This window comes from Flavobacterium helocola, assembly GCF_038289885.1.
Classification (GTDB): Bacteria; Bacteroidota; Bacteroidia; order Flavobacteriales; family Flavobacteriaceae; genus Flavobacterium; species Flavobacterium cheniae.
The window spans coordinates 230160-254231 of sequence record NZ_JBBYHT010000001.1; the positions used below are offsets into that span (position 1 = coordinate 230160).

Consider the following 24072-nt stretch of genomic DNA (forward strand, 5'->3'; position numbering starts at 1 on the left):
AACAACCGTACAATAATTGATTTTGGACGGTTGTTTTTACTTTCTTTTTGTATTTATTAGTTTCCGAAATTGTATCTTAAAGTAAATCCACCTCTAATATTTGTAATAGGGAAAGAAGTTGAAATAACTGCTTGCGAGAACTGATGATCGTAGAAGAAAATAGCAGTTAAATTTTTACTAAACGAATAATCGGCAGTTAATCTAATGGACCATAAATCTTGCCCTCCACCCAATTGATTGTTATCATAATCTAAATAACGTACAATTGTATTGTTTTTTCTTAGAGAAAAATCGGCTTTAATATTAATATCACTCTTTATAACTCCTGATACATTATCTGCTAATGCTGAATTTATAGTTACATCTTTAATTCGATACCCTAAACCAATTATATATTCATTACCACTAACTTCTGTAAGCAAGTTGTTATCAAAACTCATATTTAATGTTCTGTCTTTTTTAATTTCGGCAAGCACTTTAATTGAATTTTTCATTTCAAATTCAACTTTAACTAATGGATTAAACTGCTCAGCAAGATTAACATTTGAAATAATCTTAGAAGCAAAGAAATTTCCATTTGCATCTACAGGCGCTGTATTCAAATTAGAACGGAATGCATTTACGTTGTAACTTGCTCTGTAACCGTGTTGTAATGAAAAACGTTTGAAATTATCTTTGAACCATTTATAACGCATAAGTCCAGTATACTTTAATGTCCAGTTTGGCAATGGTACATTTCTAAATACACCTGTTGAAACTTTTTCAGCATCTTGACCTGAATAGGCTGCTAAGAAAGAAGGCAACAATACTTGCTGACTGTTTTTACCGAAACCTACCGGATAACCTTCAGCATCTCTAAGAAATGGCCCTCCATTATAATAACCCTCTGCTAACCTATTAGCAACAAGTAGTCTATTGTCTCTAAAATCTTGAAATGTTTGAGAAAAATTAACATCACTTTGAGCAAATGCTGTTGATATTAAAATGGTTGAAATATTGAAATTACCAAAATCATAAGGCGCTCTCGAATTATATTGCCCTCCCGAAACATCAAATTGCTCAGAGAAATTATAGGCATATGTTCTGTCAGCAGTTAAATCAATTGTTAAATCCGGAAACACTTCAAGTTTAGCAGTTAAATTTAATTTCTTGTTTTCAACTTGAGTGAAATTTTGATTAAACTCTGGAAATGATGTTAACCAACCATTTCTTGCAGCTTCATATCGAACGTCTGACTGACTTCCGAAAACAAACCCTAATGTTGGCTTAGAAGAACCAAAGAACCCTAATCCAGGTAAATATCCAGGTAAAACAGTTCCGTTATTTTCTGAATAATTTATCTGAATATTTTTAACACTCGTAATTACTCCTATTAAGCCACTTGCAAAAATACTTCGTTCTGAAGTTATATTATTTTTTGGCGCTGTTATTTGCTGTCCTGGTTTTGGAGCAACACTTTTATCTTTATTTGCAACTGGTTTTTTCTTATTATTTTTTGTTTTGGTTAATCCAATATATTTATAAAACATATCCATATTTAAAGTTGTATTCAACTTATGTGAATTTGCGTTTTGAATTGTATTACCCAAAGCATAAATATTTCCATCTTCTCCTGTAATTGTTGAAAATGCATCTGAAGCACGTTGCCAATTATAATCTCCTGTGTAAGTATAAGTAGATTTTACAAAACTTAGTATCGGAATTTTATTAATTGGCAAATCGTAATTAACAACTAATTGTTGGTTGTGTTGATTTGATTCTCCAACATTCCAATAATCATCCCAAATATCTAAACCATCAATTGGCAAATCATTTTCATCTAAATAATTACGCACAATATTATTAGACGAAGCCGTATAATTTAAACGAAGTGATTTTGTTAAATTGTAATTAAAGCCATACGTATAGTTAAAGAAATAATTTCTTCTATACAAATCACCTAAGCCAATTCCTTGCACTTCAACCAATCTAAAACGTTGACGATTGAACTGTCTAATAATATTAGAACTAAAGGAAACATTCGTTGGTAAAAAGTTGAAATTAAAATCGCTCAACATTTTATAATAACCACTTTTCTTAAATAATTTGGTGTTTTTAAAAGGCTCAACCGATTTTGGCTTAAATGTATAAGCGTAATCAACCGTTGTTCTGTTTTGTTTATCAATTAAATTTTCGATTTCATAATCGTGATGTTCTGTTTCATTTAATGAATAAGACAACGTTAAATTCTCTACATCATAAAAATGAGCCTTCTTTTCTGGATTTTTTTCTTTTTTAACTCCAATTAAATTAAAACTCGTTCTTTTCGTGTAATCGATAGCTCTTTGCTCAATATTTGCTCTTTCTGTAGCGTCAGTTGTAATATCTAATAACTGATCTAACTCGATATCTTGATAAAAAGGATCAAATCTTGGCGTGATAGTTTCTTCACCTACTGCATAGTTAAATGGTAAATTTATACCCCATTTTTTTGGCAATAACTTTCCTAAATTAAGATTAGTTACAATGTCATATTGAAAAACATCTTCTCTACTTCTTTCATTTGGACCTTGTTCTAACGCACCAAAACCAATAGTACTTACTCTTGTTGTCGCAGAAACATTTGCAAAGTCAGCAAAGTTGGTATCTAAATTAGCAACCGCTGCATAACCTCCTTTATTGTCCATGTCTGACATACGAAGTTCGTTAAACCAAACTTCTCCTCGTTGAATATCGCCAGATTTATTTTTAATACCAATCATTAAGGTACGAACCAATCCAAAGTTTGGATTACCTTTAATTCCAAGAGTTAATCTGTTGTCTGAAGAACCAATTGCTTCCTCTTCTACATATCCAATTCCATTTGGCTCAACTGTAATGATAGGGTCGTTTTGAAGATTTAAAATTTTTAACTTCGTTAACAAATCTAACGGAAGTTCAATTTCATTTTCTAAAGGCCATACTTCCTCTGGAGTTGAAGCACCAAAAGGTGTAACTTTCAAAGGCATTTCAACTTGGTAAAAGTTATCTGTAAAGTCGTTTCCGAAACGAATGAAAGCAATTAATTCATCGTCTTGTAAATCATTATCTTGAACAGCTTCTGCGTGTAAAAACATACGAAGTTTTTTAAACTGACGCATATCAACATTCACATTTTTGAAAACTGCTCTCGCGTCATCTGACTCTAAACCATTAACTGTTCCTCCTAATTTATCATAAACACGCAAAGAAAGCGATTGTTCATTTTGGTTGATTACGGTGTTGTTATTATACAATTGTTCTCTAACAACTCCAGGAGGTGTTACATATCTGATAGGACTTCTTTGTCCATTTTCTTGAATATTTAAAGCTACAACATCAAAACCTGTATTTTCATCATCAGGATCAGTATCTAATTCATCGAAATTACCTGTATAACGTCTCCATTCTCCTCTAACTAAATCTAGTGCTCCAAAACGTAAAGTTACTTCATCTTTAAATCCACTCATGTACATTCTCATGAAACGTATAGAACGAAAATCAGAAATTGGACCTACTTTATTTGCATCGGTAAACTCTAAAATTGGAATTTTATATAATATCCATCTAACTTTTCCAATATCTCCATTAGGTAAATCAACATTATTTACTTCTCTAACATCCGCTATATAATTTTGTCCCACAGGAACTCCGCCATCAGGATAAGGCTGAAATGGTACTTCAAATTTAAAATACGCATTGATGGTGTTCATCGTATTGTCACGATTTACATCTTCTACATCTGGAAAAGTCGTATTTCCTCTGTTATCGTTTGTAACCGTAACAGGTGAATTTCCTTCAAATCCATTATAATTTTTATATCGTGTAACTATATCACCTGAAGTCTCTAAATAGAATCGGTAATTATCAGCAGCAGGGTCAGGATACGATGCAAAATCGGTGAATTTAGCAATTTCTTCCGCATCAGTTAATCCATCAAAACCAGCATCTTGAACTGCTCTGTTTCCTTCGTTTGTATCAAATGCATAAATTAATGATTGTGACGCTGGAACTTCACCCCAAGCAGTACTGATTGTAGGTTGTACCGAACCAACTTCTGGCAACCCATTTTCATATAATTTTCTACCATCTGGCAATATATCTTCCGATATTTCACCTAAATTGAAAACTAATTTTCCTGTATTGGTAGGATCTGTAACATCACCTGTATTTCCAAAATAGGGATCCATTACCCAAAACTGAATATATTCTACATTTGATTGTTCAAAATTGGTTGAATTAATGGAACGCATGATTCCTCCCCAAGTTTCGGGAGCTTCTAAATCGGAAAACTGATTGGTTGCACTTAGACTTGGATTAAAATTATAAGGACCTCTATCCTTAGGAAAATAACTTAAATCAAGTGTAGAAATTACAGATGTTTCTCCTTGAGCAATATCAGTAACAGGATACAATTCGCGACTAAAAACACGTCTAGTTTTATTGAATGATAAATCATCATCATCAATTCCAGATGGTGTTTGTGTATAAAAAACAGGGTCAATTGTATACCAAGAAAGTTTACTTCTTTTATTTCCTACATTTAAATCATTCACTGGAGGTTCAACTGCACCAGTTGTTCCATCATAATTATCCTCTAATGGCACACTTGATAATGTCCAAGCTAGCGGCGAACGCATATCAATAGTTGTTTGAGAACCTTCAAAATCATCTATATAAGTTGTAGCCTCTCCATTAAATTGATCTGCTTTAGAACTACCAGGTTTTAAATAGGCAATTTCTCCTCTAAATGATAAATTTGAAGGCACATCAGTATCAATATTTGGTAACTTGTTTACTAATCTTGTAAAGAATGGTACTTCTGTTGAGTAGTTTGTATTAAACCCAAAAATCGTATTATTCACTGATTCCTGACCATAATTTGATTTAGTAGTAAATGGTCTTTCAGACATGTTTAAAATAGTGGCTCCCATTAAAAACTTGTCATTAAATTTATGTTCTACATTTAAACCCCAAAATCTTCTTGTTTGCTGACCAAAAACTGAATTATTTTCAACAGAAACCTCGATTGGAGTATTAGATGCTTGTAATGAAGGATCTAAAATATTCACCTTCCCCATTTGGTAATTTACCGTATAATCAACTCCTTCTACTAAAACTCTTCCTCCAGCCGTTACCACAACAGAACCTTGTGGTACATTAAAAGCACCAATAGAAATTCCATCGCCACCCATAGATTTAAAACGTCCTTTTAACTGGAACTTATTTTTAGCACTTTCCTGTAAAGCAGCCGCTTGTGTATTTTTATATAAGTTTCTAAAAACGTATTTTACTTGATTCGTGTTGTACGTTAATGGATCATCATAATTTTCAACTAGAGCTGGCACATCTAATTTTTCAAATAAATGCTTACCAAATGGCTCAACTTTTGGAAAAATAATTTTTCCACGTTGCGTATCCACTGTTAAACCTGGATAGAAATCGAAGAAACCATCACCACCTTCTTGTGGGTCATTTGTATAATTTAACTGATCTAAATTAAATACTTTTAACAAAGGTGTCTGCTCAACATCAGCTGGTAGTGGATCGATGCCTGATTGTGAAATATAGTTTAAAGGAGAAGGATCTGTGTAAAGAATATTTAATTTAAAATCTTCTTGTTGCAATTGATACCCTCCAGGAATTTGATAAATATTTTTCATCATCAAGTTCCAAGTTGGCATAGTATAATCAACTCCTGCTAATTCATATTCATTAATAGTTAAATTACTTTTCAATAATTTTAATATTAGTGCTTGTGAATTTGGAATACCTGTTCCTCCAACATTTGTTGCATCAACTCCATCAGTACCAAATTCACCCACTTGATACACATCACTTCCAATGGTATATTGATAAGAAACCGCTAAAACTTCATCGTTTGCTAATCTTTGGTTTAACGAAATATATCCTAATTGTGGATGATACGTATATTCTGAAGGTGTTAGTTTTCTTGCATTTTCAAGTTTTGCAAAATCAATTCCTTCAGAAGCACCAATAGTAGGACTAAAACCATTCGACGCTAAAGAAACATCTCTAATTGAACTATTTAAAAAATTACTTCCAATACCATTTGGATCATATTTATTGTTGGCATTATTAGAAGGCGTATTGGCCGGAACATTATAAAAGTTAGGATGAGACGTTAAATTTATATGAACCGTTTCTTGTGGTAAAACACCCGTTAATGGTGCTTCTCCTAAATCTTGAAGTGCCACGATGTTTCTAAGATTATTTTCTGTAGAATTTACGCGGTTTTGTTTATTGGTTATCCAAACTTCAATTCTATTAATTTGTACTCGAGAGTTAATGTAAGGGAATGTTTCTAAAGCTTTATCATAGTTGTTTCTAAAATATTGCGACAAGAAATAGTGACGATCAGCATCGTAATCCAAGGCAAAAATTTCGAAATCTTGAAGTGTTCCTCCACCTTGAGCTGTTACTGATTTTGTTTGTGATTTTTGCTCCGAAAAAACTCCTGTAAATGTTGTTTTTCCAAACTGTAATTGTGCCTTAACTCCAAATAAACTTTGCGCACCTCTAACTAAAGAATTAGACAACGGAAAACTCACATTACCAACTTCAATTTTTTGAATTATATCATCTTCTGTTGGTGTATATTCTAATTTTATTAAGTTTTGAAACGCAAAAGTAGATTGTGTGTCATAATTTACGTTTACATTCAAACGCGTTCCTACTTTTCCTTGTAAACCAACGCTAATTCGCTGATCAAAATCAAAACTGGTGGTTTGTCTGTTTCTTGGAGAAAAAGAAGGATTATCTTGTTTTGTGAAACGAACTCCTAAATCAATTTCTACCGAACCTGTTGGCTTTACATCTATAGTGTTACCTCCAAAAACAGTTTCAAAAAACTTAGAATTCACATAATATCTTGGTAATAAATCTTTCTTCGCTTCTTCTGAACCTGCTTTTTTACCATCCATAGCCGCAGATTTCTCTTGATAATACTTTCGCATTTGCTCACGCAAAACAAGTTCTTGGTACTGTTTTGGCGTAAGCATCAATGGATAATTTATATTAAATCCGTCTACAGAACTTGTATAAATATAACGATCAGAAGCAGCATCGTAGGTATATTTGTCTAAAATACTCACAGGATTAGGCATTGTTAACTTACCTAAATCAACACCCGTTTTTACAGTATCTTGTGCTTCTTCATCTACTTGTGCTTGTAGCGAAAAAGAAAAGAGCATACATAATAATGCAAGACTATATTGTAATTTATTAATTGCTTTTATGTTGATATTTTTCAAGTTTTATAAATTTTTTAAAGCTTGTTTTATTAAGTTTTCTACAGAGGCATTTGGGGTTTCTCTAATAATTTTATCGATGACTTTTTCGGCAGCTTTTCTAGCAAAACCTAAAACTTCTAAAGCAGATAACGCTTCATCTTTATTTGTATTGCTTTCAATGACCGAAACTTCATCTAAATTGTACACTTTTAACACTTTTTCTTTTAAATCTAAGATAATTCGTTGGGCTGTTTTAGCTCCAATTCCTTTCATAGATTGCATCATTCCTACATCATTTGAAGCAATTGCCTGAATAATTTGACTAGGCGCTAACGAAGACAACATAGTTCTAGCAGTACTAGCTCCAACTCCAGAAACCGAAAGTAATAATTTGAATAATTCGCGTTCTTGTTTTTCTACAAATCCATACAAAGTATGTGCATCTTCTTTGATTTGTAAAAAAGTGAATAATTTCAGACTTTCAGAATCGGGTAATAATGAATAAGTGTGTAATGAAATATTGATATGATAGCCCACACCATTACAGTCAATAATGACTTCGGTAGGTGTTTTTTCAACTAATCTTCCTTGAATGTGCGCTATCATATTTGTATTATTTGTTAAGCTTTCTTCCTTTTTCTTGAGCGTCTACAACAGCTACTGCTGCCATATTTACCATTTCTTCCACGCTTGCTCCTAATTGAAATACGTGAACTGGTTTGTCTAATCCTAAAATAATTGGACCGATTGATTCAGCCTTATTCAGCTCTTTCAATAATTTGTAAGTAATATTTGCTGAATCTAAGTTAGGAAAAATAAGTGTATTCACTTTTTTATTTACCAATTTTGAAAACGGAAACTTACTTTTTAGCATGTCTGGATTCAAAGCAAAGTCCGTTTGAATTTCTCCGTCTACCACTAAATCTGGGAAATTTTCATGTAAATAGGCTACTGCTTGACTTACTTTACTTGGTCCTTCATTGTGTGATGAACCAAAATTTGAGTAAGACACCATTGCAATTACAGGCTCCATTCCAAACATTCTTACGGTTTTAGCTGTCATTAAAGCAATTCTAGCTAAATCATCAGCTGAAGGATTTGGATTAATCGCTGTATCCGATAAGAAAATTGGACCTCTCGCGGTCATCATCATATTGGTTGTAGCAATTTTAGAAACACCTGGCGCTTTATCAATTAATTGAATAACGGGCTTAATTGTTGAAGGATAACTTCTTGAATATCCAGTTACCAAAGCATCTGCTTCTCCTGTGTTTACCATCATTAAACCAAAATAGTTACGCTCACGCATCCATTTTTCAGCATCTAATAAGGTAATTCCTTTGCGTTTTCTAGTTTCCCAAAAATGCTTCGCATATTCTAATCTTTTAGCTTCAGATTCTTTAGTTTTTGGGTCAAAAACCGGCACTTCAGTATCAAAACCAATTTCTTCTTTTAATTCTTTGATAATTTCTTGGTTTCCTAATAAAATTGGGAATCCAATACCTTCTTCATGTACAATTTGCGCTGCTTTCAACACATCAATTTGATCTGCTTCTGCGAAAATGATACGTTTTGGATTCGTTCTTGCTCTGTTGGTTAACAAACGAATCATTTTGTTATCAGAACCCATACGTTCTAATAATTCGTCTTTATATTTTTCCCAATCGGTAATTGGAGCTGTCGCTACACCTGAATCCATTGCTGCTTTTGCAACTGCTGGTGGTACTTCGGCAATTAATCTTGGGTCAAAAGGTTTCGGAATAATATAATCGCGACCAAACGTTAATTTGGTTTCGCCATATGCAATATTTACTTGTTCTGGAACTGATGCTTTTGCCAAATTAGCTAAGGCAACTACAGCAGCTTTCTTCATTTCCTCATTAATTTTAGTCGCTCTAACATCTAAAGCGCCTCTAAAAATAAATGGGAAACCAAGTACATTATTTACCTGATTAGGATGATCAGAACGGCCTGTTGCCATAATGATATCTTTTCTGGTAGCAATTGCTAAATTGTAATTGATTTCAGGAGTTGGATTTGCCATCGCAAAAACGATAGGATTATCCGCCATTCCTAACAACATTTCAGGCGTAACAATATCTCCTGAAGACAATCCGATAAATACGTCAGCATCTTTCATCGCGTGAGCTAAATCATCGAAATGTTTATCTGTTGCATAAGGGCGTTGCATGTCGGTAACTCTCGGGTCGTCTTTACGTAATGCTCCTTTACTGTTGAACATTACAACGTTTTCAGGTTTAACACCAAAAGAAACATATAAATTAGCACAAGCAATGGCAGCAGAACCTGCTCCAGAAATGACCATTTTCACATCTTCCATTTTCTTTCCAGCTAACTCAACTGCGTTCAATAAAGCCGCTGATGAAATGATAGCGGTTCCGTGTTGGTCATCGTGCATTACTGGAATATTCAATTCCTCTACCAAACGTCTTTCAATTTCGAAAGATTCTGGTGCTTTGATGTCTTCTAGGTTAATTCCTCCGAAAGTTGGAGAAATATTTTTTACCGTTGCAATGAATTCTTCAATGTCTTTTGTTCCAACTTCGATATCAAAAACATCAATATCAGCGAAGATTTTGAACAACAAACCTTTACCTTCCATTACAGGTTTTGAAGCTTCTGGACCAATATCTCCTAAACCTAAAACTGCGGTTCCGTTTGATATTACAGCTACTAAATTTCCTTTTGCGGTATATTTATAAACGTTATTAACGTCTTTTTCAATTTCTAAACAAGGCTCTGCAACTCCTGGAGAATAAGCCAAAGCTAAATCTCTTTGTGTTGCATATTTTTTTGTGGGAACTACCTGAATTTTACCAGGTGTAGGTTTTGCGTGATATAATAAGGCTTCTCTACGTTTACTATCTTTATGCATGGTTTTTTATTTTACTAACTTACAAATATAAGGGTATACGTATAAAATGAGAAATTATTTTGGCATTCTTTTGAAAAAATAAATGGATTATCTGGTATAGTTATTTGAATTCAGGCTCGAATGGATATTTTACATAGCACAAAAAATTAATTTGAATCCAAAATTTTTACAGGTATTTTTTTATCAAATTTTATTACTCCATCAAAGATTTTACAATTGTTAGTTTTAATATTTTCTTTTACATCCCAAGGTAATATTTCTATTGCTCTAGAGGTTTTTGCATCTATGAAAAATTGTGCATAATATTTTTTGTTTTTTTTGATATCAGCACTAACACTATTAATATGTTGGATTCCAATATTTTGGTCAGTTATTTTTACATATCCAATAAAATATTTTTTCTCTTTGGGATGCAGTATAAAACCAGCGCTTACGTCAGGTGATTTCTTTATATAATCGTATTCAATTCTTTGATTCGCTGAATTTCTACTGTCATCACAATCAAAGGAATTTACAAAATCAGTAATTGTTAATCCACAGTTTACAATCTTATTGTCATTTGTGATATTTAACTCTAATAATTTATCATTTAATATTAAACTTTTACTATGATCAAATATTGTAGCAAAATTATTATTAATATATATAGCTTTATCTGAATTATTTTCAAGAGAATACTTAATTATATTAGCAGTGTCTTTTGTTGAATTTAATGAATAAGTTACTAAAGTATCATTTAAGACATTTAAAATAATACTCTCTTTTTTGTTACTGTTACATGAAAGAAGAAAAAAAATTGAAATGGCACATATAAATTTCATAAAGACGATGTTTAAATTATTGAATTATTACTTTTTAACCAAACCCTTCACCTTTTTAAACCCCGTCATCAACAAAACAGCTACCAACCCAAATGCGATTCCAACGCCAAATTCAGCTACCGTTGATGGAATACTAGGTGGTACTAAATGATGAATATATTCGATATTATGAAGAAAAATACCTCCTGAAACTAAGATAAGCGCGATAGTTCCTACGACAGCAAGGAATTTAATAACAAGTGGCAATGCTTTAATCAAAATACCACCTAAAGAAGACAAAAATCCTTTATCATTGCCTTTTTTCATTAAATAAAATCCTGCATCGTCCATACGTACAATTAAAGCTACGATTCCGTAAACTCCAACGGTAGCAATAATAGCTACAAAAGTTACACTTAAAATTTGGGTAATCAATGGATGTTCTTTTTCCATTGCTGTTCCTAAGGCGATGATGACAATTTCAAGCGAAAGAATAAAATCGGTTTTAATAGCGGAACTCACTTTTGCTTTTTCTGAATTTTCGTCTTCTTCCTCAAGCTTACTTTCTTTGATAACTTCTTCACCTTTTTTAGCACGATGAAAAAGATATTCGATAATTTTCTCCACACCTTCGTAGGCTAAGTAAACTCCTCCAATGATTAAAGCGGCTTTAATGGCTGGCGGATACAACCAATTCAAAACAAAAACTACCGGCAGAATAATTAATTTATTGATAAACGAGCCTTTTGTAATCGCCCACAACACCGGAATTTCTCTTGAAGCTAAAAATCCAGTTGCTTTTTCGGCATTAACTGCTAAGTCATCTCCTAAAATTCCTGCTGTTTTTTTGGTTGCTAATTTACTAGTCATTGCTACATCGTCCATCAATGCAGCGATATCGTCTAAGATTGCGAAAAATCCTGATGCCATAATTTTAAATTTTCTATTTAATAACCCTCAAAGCTACGTCAAAGTTTTCTTTTGGAAAATATTTTTTGTGTGAAAAAGTTATACAATTTTATTTCTTCAAAAAATTGATATTACGAAGTAAGCCATCGTATTTGGTTCGTTTCACAGCAGAATTTTTAAATACTTTCTGAAATGTATCCACCGTAATTTCTTCCCAATCCGATTTTGAGAAATTTAAAATATCTGAATTCGCTTGAAAAAGCGGTTCATTATGAGGTTTTGAGAAACGATTCCACGGACAAACATCTTGGCAAATATCACAACCGAACATCCAATCGTCAAATTTACCTTTCATTTCTTGTGGTAAATTATCTTTCAATTCAATGGTGAAATAAGAAATACATTTGCTTCCATCCACAACATACGGAGCCACAATAGCTTCCGTGGGACAAGCATCTAAGCAAGCCGTACAACTTCCGCAATGATCTGTTGTAGGTGTGTCGTATTCCAATTTCAAATCAATAATTAATTCGGCAATAAAATAAAATGAACCGACTTTTTGGGTAATTAAATTGCTGTTTTTTCCAACCCAACCCAAGCCACTTTTTGCCGCCCAAGCTTTGTCTAAAACCGGTGCCGAATCTACAAAAGCCCTGCCTGAAACTTCTCCAATTTCAGTTTGAATGAAATGTAATAATTCCTTTAACTTCTCTTTTATGACATGATGATAATCTTGTCCGTAAGCGTATTTGGAAATCTTATACGAATCATGATTTTGAAGTTCGGAAGGATAATAATTCAATAATAACGAAATCACGCTTTTAGCATCATCTACCAATAAAGTTGGATTTAAACGTTTGTCAAAATGGTTTTCCATGTAACTCATTTGACCGTTCATTTGATTGTTTAACCAGTTTTCTAAACGAGGCGCTTCCTCTTCAAGAAAACCTGCTTTGGAAATACCACAAGACAAAAAGCCGAGTCTTTTGGATTCGGCTTTTATCAACTGTGTGTATTTTTCTTTATTGTTTATCAAACTAAAATAAACCTCCTTGAATATTATTTTTAATTTTCCCTAAATGCTTATAAGCTTTTTCGGTTACTTCTCTTCCTCTTGGTGTTCTCATAATAAAACCTTCTTGAATTAAGAAGGGTTCGTACACTTCTTCAATAGTTTCACCACTTTCGGAAACAGCGGTAGCCAAGGTTGATAATCCAACTGGTCCGCCTTTGAATTTTTCTATTATAGTTAACAGAATTTTATTATCCATTTCGTCTAATCCGTGCGCATCTACATTTAAAGCTTTCAAAGCAAATTTTGCGATTTCAATATCAATTTTACCGTTTCCTTTGATTTGGGCGAAATCTCTAACACGACGTAATAAAGCATTAGCGATACGAGGTGTTCCTCTACTTCTGCCAGCGATTTCTATTGCAGCTTCCATTGTAATTGGCATCTTTAAAATGGATGAACTACGTTGGACAATTGTGGTTAATAATTCGGTGTTGTAATATTGTAAACGACTTTGAATTCCGAAACGAGCACGCATTGGAGCCGTCAATAATCCAGAACGAGTGGTTGCTCCAACTAAAGTAAACGGATTCAAATTGATTTGAACCGTTCTTGCATTTGGACCCGATTCAATCATGATATCAATCTTGAAATCTTCCATTGCAGAATATAAATATTCTTCAACAATTGGGCTTAAACGGTGAATTTCGTCAATAAACAAAACATCACGCTCTTCAAGATTTGTTAATAATCCAGCTAAATCTCCTGGTTTATCTAAAACAGGTCCTGAAGTAATTTTGATTCCTACTCCCAATTCATTTGCTAAGATATTTGCCAACGTTGTTTTACCTAAACCTGGAGGTCCATGAAACAACGTATGATCTAAGGCTTCTTTTCGCAAATTAGCCGCTTGTACAAAAACAATTAGATTTTCTAATACTTGTTCTTGTCCAGAAAAATCATCGAAACTAAGTGGGCGCAACGCTTTTTCGATATCAATATCTTGCGGAGAATAGGATTCTTTATTGGGATTCAAATTATCGTTCATAAAAGCAAAGATAAGTAAAGTTATAAAACAAAAACCTCTCCGATTGGAGAGGTTTGTATATTGTGGAAAAAATCTTAGTGATGTAAAACTTCTTCTCCTTCTTTCATTGGTGTGATTTGCGTAACGAAGTCTTCATCATGACCTGGTTTACTGTAATCATAAGGCCATCTGTGTACTTCTGGAATTTCACCAGGCCAGTTACCGTGAATATGTTCAACTGGTGTAGTCCATTCTAAAGTATTTGATCTCCATGGGTTTTGAGTTGCTTTCTTACCATAGAAAATACTATAGAAGAAGTTCCAGAAGAAAACGATTTGGAATGCAGCTCCAACGATAGCAAAAATCGTAATTAAAACATTCACATCAGCTAATTCATCAAATAATGGGAAAGCTGAGTTAGTGTAGTAACGTCTTGGTAAACCGGCCATTCCAATAAAGTGCATTGGGAAGAAAACTCCGTAAGCACAAACAGCAGTTACCCAGAAGTGAACGTAACCTAAGTTTTTGTTCATCATTCTACCGAACATTTTAGGGAACCAGTGGTAAACACCAGCAAAGAATCCGTAAAGTGCAGAGATACCCATTACTAAGTGGAAGTGAGCTACTACGAAATACGTATCGTGAACGTTAATATCTAAAGTTGAATCTCCAAGAATAATACCAGTTAAACCTCCAGTGATGAAAGTAGATACTAATCCAATTGAGAATAACATTGCAGGATTTAATTGTAAGTTACCTTTCCAAAGTGTTGTAATGTAGTTGAACGCTTTTACAGCAGATGGAATTGCAATTAATAATGTAGTAAAGGTAAATACTGAACCTAAGAAAGGATTCATACCTGAAATAAACATGTGGTGACCCCAAACAATAGTTGATAAGAATGCAATTGCTAAGATAGAAGCAATCATTGCACGGTAACCAAAAATTGGTTTTCTAGAGTTTGTAGCAATAATTTCAGAAGTAATACCTAAAGCTGGTAATAATACAATGTATACTTCAGGGTGACCTAAGAACCAGAATAAGTGCTCGAATAATACTGGAGAACCACCTTGGTAATGTAAAACTTCACCTTGAATGAAAATATCTGATAAGAAGAATGATGTTCCAAAACTTCTATCGAAAATTAATAATAAAGCAGCAGAGAATAATACTGGGAAAGATACAATACCGATAATAGCTGTTACGAAGAAAGCCCATACTGTTAAAGGCATTCTTGTCATTGTCATACCTTTAGTTCTTAAGTTGATAACTGTAACTACGTAGTTCAATGATCCCATTAATGAAGATGCAATGAAAATAGCCATAGAAGCCAACCATAAAGTCATACCTAAACCTGAACCAGGAATTGCTTGAGGTAATGCACTTAAAGGAGGATAAATTGTCCAACCTGCAGATGCTGGTCCTGATTCTACGAATAAAGAGCAAATCATGATAACACAAGAAACGAAGAACAACCAAAAAGATAGCATGTTCATAAATCCTGAAGCCATATCACGTGCTCCAATTTGTAATGGAATTAACAAGTTACTAAATGTACCACTCAAACCAGCGGTAAGTACAAAGAATACCATAATTGTTCCGTGAATAGTTACCAAAGCAAGGTAAATATCATTACGCATTACTCCATCTGGCGCGAAATTATCGCCTAAGAATACTTTGAAAATTTCGAAAGATTCTTCTGGCCATGCAATTTGCATACGGAAGAATAAAGATAAAACAACTCCAACAATACCCATCAATAAACCTGAAATAAGGTATTGCTTCGCTATCATTTTGTGATCAAGACTAAAGATGTATTTAGTAATGAAAGTTTCTTTATGATGACCGTGATCGTGTGACATACTAATTCTATTATATTTAATATAAAATAACTTATTTAATAACTTGAGCTACAACTTTAGTTGAATCAACAGCTACTGTAGTAGCTTCAGCAGGCACTGCTGCTGGTGCAGGAGCATTAGCTTCTTTCCATTGTTGCGCTAATGTAGGTTTTTCAGCTAACCATGCTTTAAAATCAGCAGGCGTATCAACTACTATTTTCATTTGCATATTGTAGTGAGATGCACCACAAATTTTATTACATAATAATAAATAATCAAATGTATAAGGGTCTAAAGCTACACCACCTTCAGCAACAATTTTCTTACTGTTTTTTGTTCTGATTTTGTTGATTTTATCAACTTTAGCAATAATTGCTTCATCATTTCTCATATCAGCAGTTGTAACTGTTGGGATAAAAGAAAATTGTGTAATCATACCAGGAACACAGTTCATTTGTGCTCTAAAGTGAGGCATATAAGCAGAGTGTAAAACGTCTTGAGAACGCATTTTGAAAATTACTCTTTTTCCTTTAGGGATATGTAATTCAGTAACCACTTTATCATCTTGAGCAGCTGGGTCAGCTAAATCAACACCTAAAGTATTAATACCTTCAATTAATCTTACGTTTGCTTTTCCTAACGTTTTATCATCACCAGCATAACGTGCTTCCCAACCAAATTGTTTAGCATATAATTCGATAACAATAGCATCTTGTTCGTCTTCTTTATCAACAAACATAATGTCGTTCCAAGTATATAAACCATACATAATTAAACCTGCTAAAACGATAACTGGAATAATTGTCCAAATAGCTTCTAACTTATTATTGTCTGCAAAGTATAATGCTTTTTGACCTTCTTTACCTCTATATTTAAAAGCAAAGTAGTGTAATAAGAACTGAGTAATAGTTTGAACGAAGAAAATCAAAGCCATAGAAATAGCCATTAAATTATCTACGTCTTTACCATGTTCAGAAGCAGGAGTACCTAATACTAAATCACCCCAAGCATATAATGAATAAATAGTGAATACATAAATGAAACCAACAAAGGCAAACATTAAGTAACCATTAACACTATTATCTTTGTCATTAGCAATTTCGTCATTGTCTGAAGAACCGCCAATTTGGGTTAAATCAAAAATTTTAGTTAATTGCCAAACTGCAATACCGACTAGAACTAAAATTATAAATACCAAGAAACTTGTCATTTTTATTTCTTTTTAACTATTAATAATGAAAATGTTTACTTTCCTCAATGAAAGGATTTCCTTTTGGAACTAATGGAGCCTTAGTTAAAGCTGTAAATACAACGAAGATAAATAAACCTAAGAAGAACATTAAAGCTCCAATTTCAGGAATACCAATAAACCATTGATCACCAACTGTTGCAGGCATAATCATATTGAAGAAATCAATATAATGTCCAAATAATATTACGATACCTGCCATAACTACAATCCAAGTTAAACGTTTGAAATCTGTGTTGATTAAGATTAACAATGGGAAAATGAAGTTTAAAGCTAACATTCCGAAGAAAGGTAATTTGTAGTGTTCGATACGAGTTACGAAGTAAGTAACCTCTTCTGGGATATTTGAATACCAAATCAACATAAATTGAGAGAACCATAAGTATGTCCAGAAAATACTGATACCAAACATAAATTTAGCTAAATCGTGAATGTGACTTGTATTAACATGCTCTAAATATCCTTTAGATTTTAAGTATAAAGTAATCATTGCAATTACAGTAATTCCACTTACGAAGAAACTAGCAAATACATACCATCCAAATAAAGTACTGTACCAGTGTGGGTCAACAGACATAATCCAGTCCCAAGACATAATTGACTCAGAAACGATAAAGAATACTAGGAAAAATGCTGCTAACTTGAAGTTTTTCTTGTAAGGTGCATTATCTTCAGCGCTATCTTGTGCTAATGAATTTTGTCTGAATTTGAAACGAACAAAATTCCATACAACTAAAATAATTGCCGCAGTTGCTAAAAATCTTCCAACACTTAACCAACCTTTTTTAAGGAAAATAAGTTTGTCAAATTTAACTGATTCTGGGTTAACAACTTCAGGATCCATCCATACAAACAAATGATTGAAATGCATACCTGCCGCAACTAACAATACAAAGAAAATAATAGAACCTGGTAATAAATACGCAGTAATACCTTCCATAACTCTAAATAAGATTGGAGACCAACCAGCTTGAGCAGCATATTGAATAGCATAAAAAGCTAAAACTCCAACTGAGATTAACATAAAGAAGATACAAGCTACATACAAAGCAGCCCAAGGCTTGTTTTGTAATTGGTGTAATACATGTTCTAAATGTGCTTTATGATCATCATGTGAATGAGCATCTGCTTTAGCATGAGCATCTTTTTCATCAACTATTTTTTTAGCAGTTGTATAATCAACTCCCACAACTTTTGCAGAATCCGAAACAATCGAATCAGAAGCATGGCTAACTACAACAGTTGCAGAATCAACTACAACAGCAGAATCTGCTACAGCATGAGTTTCAGCAGCATGTGGAGCAACTTTCTCTACATGAGCAGCTTCATGACCATGATGACTATCTGCTAATAATTTTTCTACATCCTCAATTGTTTTAGGAGCGGCCATGAAACCAATTCCAATACCAATTGCACCTAAAATCATTAGGACGAATGAAAAAGTTTTTAATTTACTTGAAAACGTGTACATATCTATTATTTTCAAAAAGTTTTACTATTATAATCCAGCTTTTAATTTTAAAACGTAGTCTGCAACTACCCAACGCTCTTCTTGAGACAATTGATTAGCATGAGAACCCATAGAGTTTAATCCATAAGTAACTACGTGAAAAATACTTCCGTCTGTAATTTCTCTATCTTTATAACTTGGTACTCCAAGGAATTTTTCTTTAACCACTAAATTTCCTTTTCCATCACCTTTATCACCGTGGCAAATTGCACAATAAACAGTGTATAATTCTTTAGCTTTATCTTGGTTGATTGCTGTAGAATCTAATGGAGATTTTAAAGTTGCTTTAGCTAAAGCATATCCTTCTGGTGTATTTGGAATTTCGTAAGGAACAAATCCTCTTTTAATTGATCCCTTTGCAGGCACTTGAGCTTCCACTCCACCTTTAAATACATTATGTTCAGAGTACGTTTCATAAGAAACTGCTTCGTACATATTAGGGAAAAACTGATAGTTTGGTTTTGCTTTATCGAAACATGAAGTTGCCATGAAAGACAAACCTACTACTGCTACTATTTTATATAAACTTTTCATAACTATCTATTAATGCTTTTCTACAACTTTAACTTCAACTGCTCCAGTGCTTGTAAAGAAAGAAACTAATTCTTCTTCGTTACCGTGAATACCAACTTCCATTAAGAAATGGTCATCTGTAGTTCTTACATCTGGATTTTCAGCTTGTTTAAAAGGCCATAATTTACTTCTCATATAAAAGGTAATAACCATTAAGTGAGCTGCAAAGAAAACCGTTAATTCGAACATAATAGGAACGAAAGCTGGCATGTTATCAATATAACTAAAACTTGGTTTACCTCCAATATCTTGCGGCCAATCTTGAATCATAATAAAATTCATCAATGCAGTTGCAACAGATAAACCAATAATTCCATAAATAAAAGCACAAATAGCAATTCTTGTTGGAGCTAATCCCATTGCTTTGTCCAATCCGTGAACTGGAAAAGGCGTATAAACTTCTTCGATATGATGATGAGCTGCTCTAGTTTGTTTTACAGCATCCATTAAAACATCATCATCATTATATATAGCGTGTATTACTTTATTACTCATGATATTAATGATTATCTGAATGATTATGACCGTGTTGTTCTCTTTCTTTCTTGTAATTATCTCCAGAAGCTTTTAAGATTGTTTTAACCTCTGCCTGAGCAATTACAGGGAAACTTCTAGAATATAATAAGAATAATACAAAGAAGAATCCGATAGTTCCAATATAAATACCAGCATCAACAAAAGTTGGTTGGAACATTGTCCATGAAGATGGTAAATAATCTCTGTGTAATGAAGTTACGATAATTACGAAACGCTCAAACCACATACCTACGTTTACTACGATAGAGATAATGAATGACGCCATAATATTGGTTCTAATTTTCTTAGACCACATAACTTGCGGAGAAATTACGTTACAAGTCATCATTAACCAGTATGACCACCAGTAAGGACCAGTTGCTCTGTTTAAGAATGCATATTGTTCGTACTCTACTCCAGAATACCAAGCTACGAATAACTCCGTAATATAAGCACAACCTACGATAGAACCTGTAATCATGATTACGATGTTCATTAATTCGATATGTTGTACTGTGATATAATCTTCTAAATTAGATACTTTTCTCATAATAATAAGAAGAGTATTTACCATTGCGAATCCTGAGAAAATAGCTCCAGCAACGAAGTATGGAGGTAAAATTGTTGTATGCCATCCTGGAATTACAGAAGTAGCAAAGTCAAAGGATACAATAGTGTGTACAGAAAGTACAAGAGGAGTTGCTAAACCAGCTAATACAAGAGAAACCTCTTCAAAACGTTGCCAGTCTTTAGCTCTTCCAGACCATCCAAAAGAAAGGATAGAATATACTCTTTTTGTAAAAGGAGTTACAGCTCTATCACGTAGCATAGCAAAGTCAGGTAATAAACCAGTCCACCAGAAAACTAATGATACTGATAAATACGTAGAAATTGCGAATACGTCCCATAATAATGGAGAGTTAAAGTTAACCCATAATGATCCGAATTGATTTGGAATTGGTAATACCCAGTAACCTAACCATGGGCGACCCATGTGGATAATTGGGAATAAACCTGCTTGCATTACCGAGAAAATCGTCATTGCTTCTGCAGAACGGTTAATTGCCATTCTCCATTTTTGACGGAATAATAATAATACTGCAGAGATAAGAGTTCCGGCGTGACCGATACCTACCCACCAAACGAAATTGGTGATATCCCAAGCCCAACCTACTGTTTTATTTAATCCCCATGTTCCAATACCAGTGGTTACTGTATAAATCATACAACCTAATCCCCATAGGAAAGCGGCTAATGCGATTGAAAATACTGTCCACCATTGTTTGTTTGCTCTACCTTCTACAGGTCTAGCCACATCTACCGTTACATCGTGGTAAGATTTACTTCCTACTACTAAAGGTTTTCTAATGGGTGCTTCGTAATGAGACGACATAATCCTTTATATTGTTTCTATTAATTAATACTTATTTATCGTTTCTAACTTTCACGTGGTACATCACGTTTGGTTTTGTTCCGATGTGCTCTAATAAATGATACATTCTGTCTGATTCTACTAATTTAGCAACATCAGATGCTGAATCATTAATATCACCAAATTTCATAGCCCCACTTGAACAAGCAGCAGAACAAGCAGTTTGGAATTCATCCTTACCTACAGCTCTACCTTCACGTTTTGCTTTCAATTTAACAGCTTGAGTCATTTGGATACACATTGAACATTTTTCCATAACTCCACGAGAACGTACATTTACATCTGGATTGATAACCATACGACCTAAATCATCATTCATGTGGTAATCAAACTCGCTATTTTTGTTATATAAGAACCAGTTGAAACGTCTTACTTTATATGGACAGTTGTTAGCACAGTAACGAGTACCAACACATCTGTTGTATGCCATGTGGTTTTGACCTTCTCTACCATGAGATGTAGCAGCTACAGGACAAACCGTCTCACAAGGAGCGTGATTACAGTGCTGACACATTACCGGTTGGAAAGCAATTTGAGGATTTTCTGAAGGATCTTCCATACTTGCGAAAGTATCAATAGAACTCATTAATCCACTTGCAGACTCTTTTAATTCAATATCACCAGCAAATGTTTCTTTAGAAGAATAATATCTATCGATACGTAACCAATGCATATCTCTACTTCTTCTAATTTCATCTTTACCTACAACTGGTACGTTGTTTTCTGCGTGACATGCGATAACACACGCTCCACAACCTGTACAAGCATTTAAGTCGATAGATAAATTAAAGTGGTGACCAACACTTCTATCAAAAGAATCCCATAAATCAACTTCTGTAGCAGCTGTTGGCTTGTGATCTAATGATACCATTGGAATTGGATTCCAAACTTTAGCGTCTTTAGTATTGAAAACTTCTAATGTAGTTTCTTTGATAATATCACCTCTACCCATTAATGTTTTTTGTAACTGAACACAAGCAAATTCATGCTCACCTTCTAAAACAGTAATAGTAGCCGATTGATTTGAGTTTAAGTTAGCGTATAAAGCATAAGCATTAACACCTACTTGCATCTCTTCTTTTAATCCTAATTTTTTACCATATCCAAAAGCTAAACCTAAAGTTCCTTTTGCTTGACCTGGTTGGATAATTGCTGGAACATTCTCTAAAGTAGCATTTCCTACTTTAATTGTAACATAACTTCCGTTTAAACCTCCGTTAGCCACATTCCAGTTTTTAACACCTGCTGCTTCAGCATCTGCTTTTGAAATAGTCACATAGTTATCCCAAGATACTCTTGTAATAGGGTCTGGGAATTCTTGTAACCAAGGATTGTTTGCTTGTTGCCCATCTCCCATTCCAACTTTAGAATATAAAACTAAATCGAAATTAGAAGATTTTGCTTGCGCTAAAGCTGAAGCAGCCGAAGCATAATCAGCAGAAGCTGCACTTAATGGACTTGCTACAGAAGCAACAAAACCATCATGTACTGCTTGATTCCATGATTTTCCTGCCAACGATGCAACAGAGAAAGATTTTAAGAAATCGTAATAAGCAACTGTATTGTCTGTCCAAGTTAATAAAGCTTCTTGGAACTGTTTTGTATTGAATAAAGGACGAATAGTTGGTTGCATAATGCTGTAATTACCTCTAGTAATTGCAACATCTCCCCAAGACTCTAAATAATGTGGAGCCGCAGCAGCAATTGTAGTTAAAGTTGAAGTTTCATCTTCTTTCATAGAGAAAGAAACTGAAAGTTTAACTGATTTTAAAGCTGCAACGAAATCTTTTGAATTTGCTAAAGTATACGCTGGATTAACACCATTCATAATTAAAGTATGAACTTTACCAGATTTCATATCTGCTACTAATTGAGCAACTGCTTTTGCATCACCTTTTCTTGTAAGGATAGCATCAGAAGTATTGAATGCCTCAGACTGTAATGCATTGTTAATAGCTAAAACTACTAATTGCGCATTAACATCATCTAAACCAGTTACAACAACACCTTTGTTTTTAGCATCTTTAAGTTGCTTAGCTGCTTTTGCAATTTGAGCATTTTTAGGTTGAGCACCTCTTACAACAGCGTAATATAAATCAGCTAATGCTTGTTTTTGTTGCGCAACTGTCATTGGAATTCTAACATCTGCATTAGCACCTGCTAAAGACATGTTAGATTCAATTTGAATATGTTTAGACATCATTCCGTTTTTAGGAATACGACCTTGAGCATATCCTGCATCAAAACCTCCTCCTTGCCAATCTCCTAAGAAATCTGCACCAACAGAAACAATAACATCTGCTTTTGAAAAATCGTAATTTGCTAAAGCTCTTACACCGTAAACAGCTTGAAAAGCATCTAAAGCGTTTGATTCAGAAACTGCATCATAAACAACATGTTTAGTTGTTGGATATTTAGCAACCAAAGAAGCAATTAAAGCATCAGTTGAAGGACTTGCCATAGTGTTTGTTAACACTACAACATTTCCACCTTTGGCTTTTGCATCTTCTAAACTAGCTTTAACTTTAGTATTTACGTCAGCCCAAGTTGCATCTTTTCCAGCAATTTTAGGTTGTTTTAAACGTAAACTATCATATAATGAAAGAACAGAAGCGTGAACTCTTGCATTTGCTCCAGTTTTTGCTCCTTCTAAATTATTGTTCTCTACTTTAATAGGACGACCCTCACGAGTTTTGATTAAAATATTAGCAAAATCAAAACCATCAGCCATCGTTGTTGCATAATAATCAGCAACACCAGGAATAATTTCTTCTGGTTGAACTACGTAAGGAATTGACTTTACAACAGGACCTTCACAAGCTGCTAATGAAGCTGCAGCCGTGCTAAATCCAACATATTTTAAAAAGTCACGACGAGTAGTTGACGAAGCAGACAAAGATTCTTTATCTCCTAAAAACTGGTCAACCGGAATTGGTTCCACAAACTCGTTGTTTCTTAGCGTCTCAACAATAGAACTATTTTCGTTTAGTTCTTCAACACTTTTCCAGTATTTTTTGTTTGATGCCATTGTATAGTATATTAGCTTCTTAAATTATT

At 33.7% G+C, this 24072-nt stretch carries 14 protein-coding genes; all 14 read right to left on the reverse strand.

Annotation, left to right across the window (positions count from 1 at the left end; genetic code table 11):
• Positions 1–56: 56 nt before the first annotated feature.
• Positions 57–7211 carry a T9SS outer membrane translocon Sov/SprA gene (gene sov, locus AAEO58_RS01085; protein ID WP_341682341.1) on the reverse strand — a complete coding sequence of 2385 codons (7155 nt, stop codon included), beginning with the start codon at positions 7209–7211 and terminating at the stop codon, positions 57–59.
• Positions 7212–7274: 63 nt separating this feature from the next.
• Entirely contained in the window at positions 7275–7856 is a 582-nt protein-coding gene (gene ruvA, locus AAEO58_RS01090) for a Holliday junction branch migration protein RuvA (protein WP_341681214.1), read from the reverse strand.
• A 7-nt stretch (positions 7857–7863) separates the two neighbouring features.
• Positions 7864–10146, reverse strand: a complete 2283-nt coding sequence (locus AAEO58_RS01095) for an NADP-dependent malic enzyme (RefSeq protein ID WP_341681216.1) — start codon at positions 10144–10146, stop codon at positions 7864–7866.
• 146 nt (positions 10147–10292) lie between these two features.
• The gene (locus AAEO58_RS01100; RefSeq protein WP_341681218.1) at positions 10293–10967 is read right to left on the reverse strand and encodes a hypothetical protein; all 675 of its coding nucleotides are present in this window, start codon (positions 10965–10967) and stop codon (positions 10293–10295) included.
• Positions 10968–10994: 27 nt separating this feature from the next.
• Positions 10995–11876 (reverse strand): DUF808 domain-containing protein, encoded by an 882-nt coding sequence (locus tag AAEO58_RS01105; protein WP_341681220.1) that lies wholly within the window; start codon positions 11874–11876, stop codon positions 10995–10997.
• 88 nt (positions 11877–11964) lie between these two features.
• Entirely contained in the window at positions 11965–12891 is a 927-nt protein-coding gene (queG, locus tag AAEO58_RS01110) for a tRNA epoxyqueuosine(34) reductase QueG (RefSeq protein WP_341681222.1), read from the reverse strand.
• A 1-nt stretch (position 12892) separates the two neighbouring features.
• Entirely contained in the window at positions 12893–13915 is a 1023-nt protein-coding gene (gene ruvB / locus AAEO58_RS01115) for a Holliday junction branch migration DNA helicase RuvB (protein WP_111566171.1), read from the reverse strand.
• 74 nt (positions 13916–13989) lie between these two features.
• Entirely contained in the window at positions 13990–15756 is a 1767-nt protein-coding gene (locus AAEO58_RS01120) for a cytochrome c oxidase subunit I (protein ID WP_341681224.1), read from the reverse strand.
• A gap of 31 nt (positions 15757–15787) precedes the next feature.
• Positions 15788–16945: a cytochrome c oxidase subunit II gene (locus tag AAEO58_RS01125; RefSeq protein ID WP_341681225.1), complete on the reverse strand. Its 1158-nt coding sequence runs from the start codon at positions 16943–16945 to the stop codon at positions 15788–15790.
• Positions 16946–16964: 19 nt separating this feature from the next.
• On the reverse strand, positions 16965–18455 hold the full coding sequence (locus AAEO58_RS01130) for a quinol:cytochrome C oxidoreductase (protein WP_341681227.1): 1491 nt from the start codon (positions 18453–18455) through the stop codon (positions 16965–16967).
• A gap of 27 nt (positions 18456–18482) precedes the next feature.
• Positions 18483–19028: a c-type cytochrome gene (locus AAEO58_RS01135; protein ID WP_341681229.1), complete on the reverse strand. Its 546-nt coding sequence runs from the start codon at positions 19026–19028 to the stop codon at positions 18483–18485.
• A gap of 9 nt (positions 19029–19037) precedes the next feature.
• The gene (locus tag AAEO58_RS01140; protein WP_341681231.1) at positions 19038–19562 is read right to left on the reverse strand and encodes a DUF3341 domain-containing protein; all 525 of its coding nucleotides are present in this window, start codon (positions 19560–19562) and stop codon (positions 19038–19040) included.
• Between the two features lie 4 nt (positions 19563–19566).
• Entirely contained in the window at positions 19567–20976 is a 1410-nt protein-coding gene (nrfD, locus tag AAEO58_RS01145; RefSeq protein ID WP_324066877.1) for an NrfD/PsrC family molybdoenzyme membrane anchor subunit, read from the reverse strand.
• Positions 20977–21007: 31 nt separating this feature from the next.
• Positions 21008–24043, reverse strand: coding sequence for a TAT-variant-translocated molybdopterin oxidoreductase (locus tag AAEO58_RS01150; protein ID WP_341681237.1), 3036 nt, complete (start codon positions 24041–24043; stop codon positions 21008–21010).
• Positions 24044–24072: the final 29 nt, after the last annotated feature.

Bases quoted from the DNA above. Each gene is read 5' to 3' on its own strand.
- sov (WP_341682341.1), bottom strand. From the start codon at position 7,211: ATGCTCTTTTCTTTTTCGCTACAAGCACAAGTAGATGAAGAAGCACAA.
- ruvA (WP_341681214.1), bottom strand. From the start codon at position 7,856: ATGATAGCGCACATTCAAGGAAGATTAGTTGAAAAAACACCTACCGAA.
- AAEO58_RS01095 (WP_341681216.1), bottom strand. From the start codon at position 10,146: ATGCATAAAGATAGTAAACGTAGAGAAGCCTTATTATATCACGCAAAA.
- AAEO58_RS01100 (WP_341681218.1), bottom strand. From the start codon at position 10,967: ATGAAATTTATATGTGCCATTTCAATTTTTTTTCTTCTTTCATGTAAC.
- AAEO58_RS01105 (WP_341681220.1), bottom strand. From the start codon at position 11,876: ATGGCATCAGGATTTTTCGCAATCTTAGACGATATCGCTGCATTGATG.
- ruvB (WP_111566171.1), bottom strand. From the start codon at position 13,915: ATGAACGATAATTTGAATCCCAATAAAGAATCCTATTCTCCGCAAGAT.
- AAEO58_RS01120 (WP_341681224.1), bottom strand. From the start codon at position 15,756: ATGTCACACGATCACGGTCATCATAAAGAAACTTTCATTACTAAATAC.
- AAEO58_RS01125 (WP_341681225.1), bottom strand. From the start codon at position 16,945: ATGACAAGTTTCTTGGTATTTATAATTTTAGTTCTAGTCGGTATTGCA.
- AAEO58_RS01130 (WP_341681227.1), bottom strand. From the start codon at position 18,455: ATGTACACGTTTTCAAGTAAATTAAAAACTTTTTCATTCGTCCTAATG.
- AAEO58_RS01135 (WP_341681229.1), bottom strand. From the start codon at position 19,028: ATGAAAAGTTTATATAAAATAGTAGCAGTAGTAGGTTTGTCTTTCATG.
- AAEO58_RS01140 (WP_341681231.1), bottom strand. From the start codon at position 19,562: ATGAGTAATAAAGTAATACACGCTATATATAATGATGATGATGTTTTA.
- nrfD (WP_324066877.1), bottom strand. From the start codon at position 20,976: ATGTCGTCTCATTACGAAGCACCCATTAGAAAACCTTTAGTAGTAGGA.
- AAEO58_RS01150 (WP_341681237.1), bottom strand. From the start codon at position 24,043: ATGGCATCAAACAAAAAATACTGGAAAAGTGTTGAAGAACTAAACGAA.